This window comes from Micromonospora sp. D75 (assembly GCF_018070405.1).
In the GTDB taxonomy this organism is placed as follows: domain Bacteria; phylum Actinomycetota; class Actinomycetes; order Mycobacteriales; family Micromonosporaceae; genus Micromonospora; species Micromonospora chalcea.
On sequence record NZ_JAGPXV010000311.1, the window covers coordinates 1 to 6938 of the forward strand.

The 6938-nt window shown below is 72.5% G+C and carries 5 protein-coding genes; 2 read left to right on the forward strand and 3 right to left on the reverse strand.

Annotation, left to right across the window (positions count from 1 at the left end):
- The coding region (locus KBX39_RS18720) for a LacI family DNA-binding transcriptional regulator (protein WP_210871739.1) at window positions 1-393 on the reverse strand (393 nt) is incomplete at its 3' end.
- Window positions 394-549: 156 nt separating this feature from the next.
- On the reverse strand, window positions 550-2043 hold the full coding sequence (locus KBX39_RS18725) for an amino acid permease (RefSeq protein ID WP_043328110.1): 1494 nt from the start codon (window positions 2041-2043) through the stop codon (window positions 550-552).
- Window positions 2044-2317: 274 nt separating this feature from the next.
- Here KBX39_RS18725 and KBX39_RS18730 point away from each other — a divergent pair, with 274 nt between their 5' ends.
- A complete protein-coding gene (locus KBX39_RS18730; protein ID WP_210871741.1) occupies window positions 2318-3982 on the forward strand; it encodes a glycoside hydrolase family 10 protein in 1665 nt (554 codons plus the stop codon).
- A 160-nt stretch (window positions 3983-4142) separates the two neighbouring features.
- Window positions 4143-4685: a phospholipase gene (locus tag KBX39_RS18735; protein WP_064446667.1), complete on the forward strand. Its 543-nt coding sequence runs from the start codon at window positions 4143-4145 to the stop codon at window positions 4683-4685.
- Window positions 4686-4745: 60 nt separating this feature from the next.
- Here KBX39_RS18735 and KBX39_RS18740 read toward each other — a convergent pair.
- On the reverse strand, window positions 4746-6938 hold a 2193-nt coding region (locus KBX39_RS18740; protein WP_210871743.1), incomplete at its 5' end, for an adenylate/guanylate cyclase domain-containing protein.

Genomic DNA, 6938 nt, shown 5'->3' on the forward strand with positions numbered 1-6938 from the left:
GTCGTCGGAGGTGAGCGCGAGCGGGCTCAGGATCAGGCCGTCGATCATGTGGTCGCCGATGCCGCTGGCGGCCTTGCGCTCCTGCTCGGAGCCGCCGCCGGTCTGGTGGATGAGCACCGTCCAGTCGTGGTCGGCGGCGGCGGTGACGACGTGCCGGGCCAGCTCGGCGAAGTAGGGGATGTCGAGCTCGGGCACGGCCAGGGCGATCACCCCGGTACGCCCTTTGCGCAGGTTGCGGGCCGACAGGTTGGGCCGGTAGTTGAGCGCGGCGATGGCCTCCTCGACCCGGGCCCGGGTGTCGGCGCGTACGTGCTGGTAGCCGTTGACGACGTTGGAAACGGTCTTCACCGACACTCCGGCCCGCTCCGCGACGTCCTTGAGCCTGTGCCGCACTGAACTGTCCTCCCGGTGAACGCTGGCCGCACTGTACCGCCTCACGACGACGTGACGACCTCTTCACACGGAGAGTTACAACGTTGCAGAAATTGACGATCGATCAGGGCGGAGCCCTCCCGACCCGCGCGTCGAGAGGGCTCCGCGGTGCCCGCCTCAGGGGGTGGGGGCGGGCTCGGGGGTGTCCGAGTGCTCGCGGCGGGCGAGCCGGTTCTTGCGGTGGCCGTACCCGAAGTAGATGACCGCGCCGATCAGCATCCAGGCGAGGAACCGCAGCCACGTCTCGACCGACAGGTTCAGGCTCAGGTAGAGGCACGCCACGGCGGTGAGGATCGGCAACACCGGCGAGAACGGCACCTTGAACGGCCGCTCCAGGTCGGGCCGGCGCTTGCGCAGGATCGGCACCGCGATCGCGACCAGCGTGAACGCGCAGAGCGCGCCGATGCTGACCAGGTCGGCCAGCGCCGACAGCGGAAGGAAACCGGCGAGCAGCGCCACCGCGACGGTCATGATCCCGGCGATCCGGTACGGGGTACCCCAGCGCGGGTGCACCTTGGCGATGGCGGGCGGGATGAGCCCGTCCCGGGCGATGGCGAAGCCGATCCGGCCCATGGCCACCAGGTCGACCAGGATCACGCTGGTGAGCCCGGCGACGGCGGCGATGGAGACGAGCACCGCGGCCCAGCCGGCGCCGACCGCCCGGAACGCGGACGCGATCGGCGCGCCCTCGTCGATCTCGGTGTACTTGACCATGCCGACCACGACCAGCGAGACGCCGATGTAGAGCACCGTGGAGATGAGCAGCGTGCCGAGCAGACCCAGCGGCAGGTCCCGCTTGGGCTTGCGGGTCTCCTCACCCAGGTTCGCCACGGCCTCGAACCCGGTGTACGCGAAGAACACCACTGCGGCGGCGGTGAGCACCCCGACGAAACCGAAGACGGAGGGCTCCAGCCCGAAGATGACCTGGGTGACCGGCTGCTTGATGCCGTCGTCCCCGGCGCCGGCCGGCTCGGCGGCCGGGATGAACGGGCTGAGGTTGGCCGCCTTGACGAAGAACAGCCCGGCGATGATGACGAAGGCGCAGATCGCCACCTTGACCAGCACCAGCAGGTTGGTGACCCGGGCGGACTCCCGGATGCCGACGATGGCGACCACGCCGAGCACCAGCACGATGCCGATCGCGCCGAGGTTGACGACGCTGCCCTCCTCGGCGAACCAGGCGCTGGGCAGGCCGAACAGGTCGGCGAGGTAGCCGGACCAGCCGCGGGCCACCACCGCCGCGCCGAGCGCGAACTCCAGCAGCAGGTCCCAGCCGATGATCCAGGCGACGATCTCGCCCATCGTCGCGTACGCGTAGGTGTAGGCGCTGCCGGCGGTCGGCACGCTGCTGGCCAGTTCGGCGTAGCAGAGCGCGGCGAGCAGCGCGACCAGGCCGGCGATGCCGAACGAGATCACCACGCCCGGCCCGGCGCTGTTGCGCGCCTCGACACCGGTGAGCGTGAAGATGCCGGTGCCGATCACGATGCCGATGCCGAAGCCCATCAGGTCGACCGCGCCGAGCCGGCGCCGCAGTCCCGGCTTGCCGTCCTCGCCGTCGGCGTCGCCCTGGGCGAGCACGTCCCCGATCGGCTTGGTTCGCAGGACCGACATCTGATCACCTCCCCCGCCGTGTGGCCGCCACGGTGGCGGTCTGTGACCGGGCTAGCTACCCAGCCGTTTTCCGCTCCAATCCCGCACGGCAGGTATCGGAATCGTCACGATCCGGCCGAGGTCGGACGGCGCGGGACATCGATCACCGGTCAAGGTCTTGCGCCGGACACGGATAGATGAAAGTTTCCTACCGGAGGCGTGGGCAGTGCGGCGAATCTTGCCGCAACCCCGCCCGCCGATCGTCCCCCCGGACCCGACGAAGGGACCGCACCGCATGAAGGCAACTCGGCTCGGAGCCGCCGCGCTGGCCGCGGCGCTGCTCAGCGCGCTGGTCGCCGGCACGCCGGCGCAGGCCGCACCCGACGACACCAGCACCGCCACTTCCCCCTCCACCGACTGCGTCACCGACCCGGCCACCCCCAAGCGCCAGTTCCGGGCCATGTGGATCGCCTCGGTGACGAACATCGACTGGCCCACAAAGGACTCCTGGACCGCGCCGGACCAGGTGGCCAAGCAGAAGGCCGAATACCTGGCCTGGCTCGACCTGGCCCAGAAGCTCAACCACAACGCCGTCGTGGTCCAGGTCCGCCCGACCGCCGACGCGTTCTGGCCCTCGCCGTACGAGCCGTGGTCGGAGTACCTGACCGGCGTACGCGGCAAGAACCCCGGCTGGGACCCGCTGGCCTTCCTGGTCGACGAGTCACACAAGCGGAACCTGGAGTTCCACGCCTGGTTCAACCCGTACCGCGTCTCCATGCCCGCGCCCGGCGGCGCCGGCGCCGACCTGTCGCAACTGGCTCCGGACAGCCCGGCCCGCCAGCACCCCGACTGGGTCTTCGCCTACCCGCCCGCCGGCGTCGCCGGCAGCCGGCTCTACTACAACCCCGGCGTCCCCGAGGTCCGCGAGTTCGTCCAGACCGCGATGATGGACGCGGTCAAGCGGTACGACATCGACGGCGTGCACTTCGACGACTACTTCTACCCGTACCCGAGCGGCACCTACCAGGTGCCCGACGACGCCACGTTCGCGGCGTACAACAGGGGCTTCACGGACAAGGCCGACTGGCGGCGGGACAACATCAACCTGCTGATCCAGGAGATGAACGCCAAGATCAAGGCGGTCAAGCCGTGGGTGAAGTTCGGCGTCAGCCCGTTCGGCATCTGGCGCAACGCGTCGGCCGACCCGAACGGCTCGGACACCACCGGCTCGCAGTCGTACGACATCATCTCCGCCGACTCCCGCAAGTGGGTCAAGGAGGAGTGGATCGACTACATCGTGCCGCAGCTCTACTGGTACATCGGCCAGTACCCGGCCGCGGACTACGCCCGGCTCGTGCCGTGGTGGGCCGAGCAGGTGCGCGGCACGCGGGTCCAGCTCTACATCGGCCAGGCCGACTACAAGAGCGGTGACCCGGCGTACGGGTCGTTCTGGATGAACCCGCAGGAGCTGTCGAACCACCTGACGCTCAACCGGTCGTACCCGGAGGTGCTCGGCAACGTGCACTTCTCCGCGGTGCAGGTACGGGCGAACCGGCTCGGCGCCACCGACATCTACGCCGCCGAGCACTACTCCCGCCCCGCGCTGGTGCCCACCATGACGCACCTGCCGCGCAAGCCGCTGCTGTTCCCGGTGGTCACCAAGGCCCAGCGGGAGGCGGACGGGGTACGCCTGAGCTGGCGTCAGCCGGCCGACGGCAAGGGCCCGCTCGGCACCGCCGCGTCGTACGCGATCTACCGGTTCGACGGGCACGGCCTGGCCGGGCGCTGCGACTTCGCCGACGCCTCGCACCTCGTCGGCACCGTGCGGGCCACCGACGGCGCCGTGCAGTCCTGGGTGGACACCACGGCGGCCGACGGCGCCCGGTACACCTACTACGTGACCGCGCTGGACCGGCTGGCGAACGAGAGCCCGGCGAGCCCGCCGCGCTTCGTCCGCTGATTCACCCCGAATGCCCCCGGGCCGCCTCGCCGGTCCGGGGGCATTCGTCTGTTCAGGCGGATGTCAGCGAGCCGTTCCCCGGGGCATCGCCCCAGCTCACCCCTTTGATCGACACTTGTCGACACCCGGAGATCCCGGCCACCACCACGCGGAGGTTCCCGTGTCCCGTCGCCTCGCCACCACCCTCGCCGCCGGCGCACTCGCCCTGCTCACCCTGCTCGGTCTGGCCACACCGGCCGCCGCCGCGGTGAGCACCCAGCAGAAGCTGTCCGTCCTGACCAGCTGGACGCAGACCAGCGCGTCCAGCTACAACGCCTGGAACAGCGCCCGGCAGAACCGGTCCCCCTGGACCGAGTACGGCTTCGACTGGTCCACCGACTACTGCTCGTCCAGCCCGGACAACCCGATCGGCTTCAACTTCAAGCTCTCCTGCTACCGGCACGACTTCGGCTACCGCAACCACAAGGCGATGGGCGTCTTCTCCGCCAACAAGGCCCGTCTGGACAACGCCTTCTACGCCGACCTGAAGCGGGTCTGCGCCACGTACAACGCGGTGGTCCGGCCCGCCTGCTACAGCCTCGCCTGGACGTACTACCAGGCGGTGAGCGTCTTCGGTTCGGTCGCCGCCGTGTCCCCGGCCGACCTCGACCGCGCCGCCCGGATGAAGGCCGACGCCGAACGCCACGCCGCCGCCCGCGCCTGACGCACCACGCGGGGAGTCCGCCGCACGGCGGGCTCCCCGCCGCGCCCGGGCTCGCCCGCCTCAGCCCGCCGTGCTGCGCGGCTGGAACGCCGGCCAGGAGCCCTGCGCGGGAACGCCGAACCGGGGCGAGTCGGCGGCCAGGTCCGGGTGCTCGACATGCAGGGCCAGCGCCGCCACCTCGTCCAGCCGCAGCCCCGCCCCGGCGCCGTAGGCGGCGTCGAACGCCTCGTCGCCGAGCACCCGGCGCAGCTCCGCCTGCCGGGCCGCCCAGTACGGGCCGTATATCCCCGGCGTGGCCCGCAGGTTCGACCGGGTGGCCTGCGCCGCGCCGAACAGCCGGGCCGCGGAGAGCGCGTCCCCGGCCAGCGCGCAGCGCACCGCTATCGCGTTGATCGTGTCGCAGGCCCGGCCCAGGTAGCCGTGGCTCATCCGCGACCGCAACGCCACCAGCAGGTGCTCGTGCGCCGCCACCAGGTCACCCCGGGCCAGCGCCACCATCCCGAGCAGCATGTCCACCGAACGGCCGCCCCGCTCCGCCGGCCGCGACGCCTCGACCGGGCGGGCCGCGGCGAGCACCTCGGCGGCCTCGTCCAGCGCGCCCCGGCGCCAGAGCAGCTCGGCCAGGTTGTAGACGGCGAGCAGCGCGTCCCCGACCACGTCCTGCGCGTACGCCCAGTCGATCACCTCGCGGCAGACCCGCTCCGCCTCGGCGAACTGGCCCATGTCGACGAGCGGCGCGGCGCGCCCGGCCAGCACCCGGGCCAGCAGCCCCCGGTCACCGGACTGCCGGGCGGCCGCCTCGGCCCGCTGCGAGTACCGCAGCTCCTCGCCGAACTCGCCGTCCGCGCCCGCGTGCAGCGAATGCATGTGGTACGCGGCGGCCAGCTCGGCCTCCGGCATCACCTCACCGGTCTCGGCGAGCCGGCCGTAGAGCCGGAACAGCCAGAGCCGCCCCTCCCGGGCCAGCCCGCGTTCCCGCCACCACTGGTCCAGGTCGCCGGCCAGGCGCAGCCCCGCCCGGGCGCTACCGCCGGTCGCGCACCAGCGCAGCGCGGCCCGCAACTCACCGGCCAGCGGATCCAGCGCGTACAGGGAGAGCGTCACCGGACGGCCGTCCGGCCCGAGGCACGCCCGGTCCAGCGCGTGCCGGCACCAGTCCACGTGCCGGTCCCGGGCGCTCTGCTCCTCGCCCGCCTCGACCAGCCGCCGGGCCGCGTACGCCCGGATCGGGTCGAGCATCCGGTACGTGCTGCCCGAGGCGTGCGGCTCGGCCAGCACCATCGACTTGTCCACGAGAACCGAGAGCGGGTCGAGCGGGTCCTCGCCGAGCAGCCACTGCACGGTGGGCAGGTCCACCGGTCCGGCGAACACCGCCATCCAGCGCAGCAGCCGGGCCGAACGCGCGCCGAGCGTCCGGTACGACCAGGTGACGGTCGCCTGGATGGTCAGGTGCCGCTCACTGGCCGAGCGCTGCACCGCGCGGCTCGCCGGCGTGGGCGGTGCGGCGCCGGTCGCCGCGGCCACCAGGTCCACGGTGTCCTGCTGGTTGCCGCTCCAGCCCGCCTCCACCGGCGGCGGCTCCGCCGTCTCCCGTCCCGCGTCGAGCGTGCCCAGCATGTCGTCCAGCCGCTCCGCCAGCTGCCCGGCGGAGAGCACCCGCAGCCGGGCGGCGGCCAGCTCTATGGCCAGCGGCAGCCCGTCCAGGCGGCGGACCACCCGGTGCAGGTCGGCCTGCTCGGCCGCCTCCGGCGCCCGCCCGCCCCGGGCCACCGCCGTGCGGTCCAGCAGCAACGCCACCGCGTCACTGCCACCGTCGGGCCCCTCGTCCACCGACAGCGGCGGAATCCGCCACACCACCTCACCGGGTACGCCGAACGACTCCCGGCTGGTCGCCAGCACCCGTACGCCCCGGCCACCGGCCAGCAGCCGGCTGATCACCTCGGCCGACGCCGCGGTCTGGGCGTCGCAGGTGTCCAGCAGCACGAGCATCCGGCGCGGCGCCGCGTACTCGACGAGGGTGTCGAGCATCGGCCGGCCGGGCTCCGGGCGGAGGCCGAGCACGGCGGCGATCTCGAACGCCACGAGCCCCGGGTCGGTCACCGCGGCGATGTCGACGAACCAGACCCCGTCCGGGTAGTCCTCCACGATCCCGGAGGCCAGCTCCACGGCCAGCCGGGTCTTGCCGGCGCCGCCCGCGCCGAGCACCGTCACCAGGCGGTACGCCTCGACCAGCCGGCCCAGCTCGGCGCGCTC

What these genes read in the sequence shown, in the direction of transcription:
- KBX39_RS18725 (WP_043328110.1), bottom strand. Translation starts at nt 2,043, where the DNA reads ATGTCGGTCCTGCGAACCAAGCCGATCGGGGACGTGCTCGCCCAGGGC.
- KBX39_RS18730 (WP_210871741.1), top strand. Translation starts at nt 2,318, where the DNA reads ATGAAGGCAACTCGGCTCGGAGCCGCCGCGCTGGCCGCGGCGCTGCTC.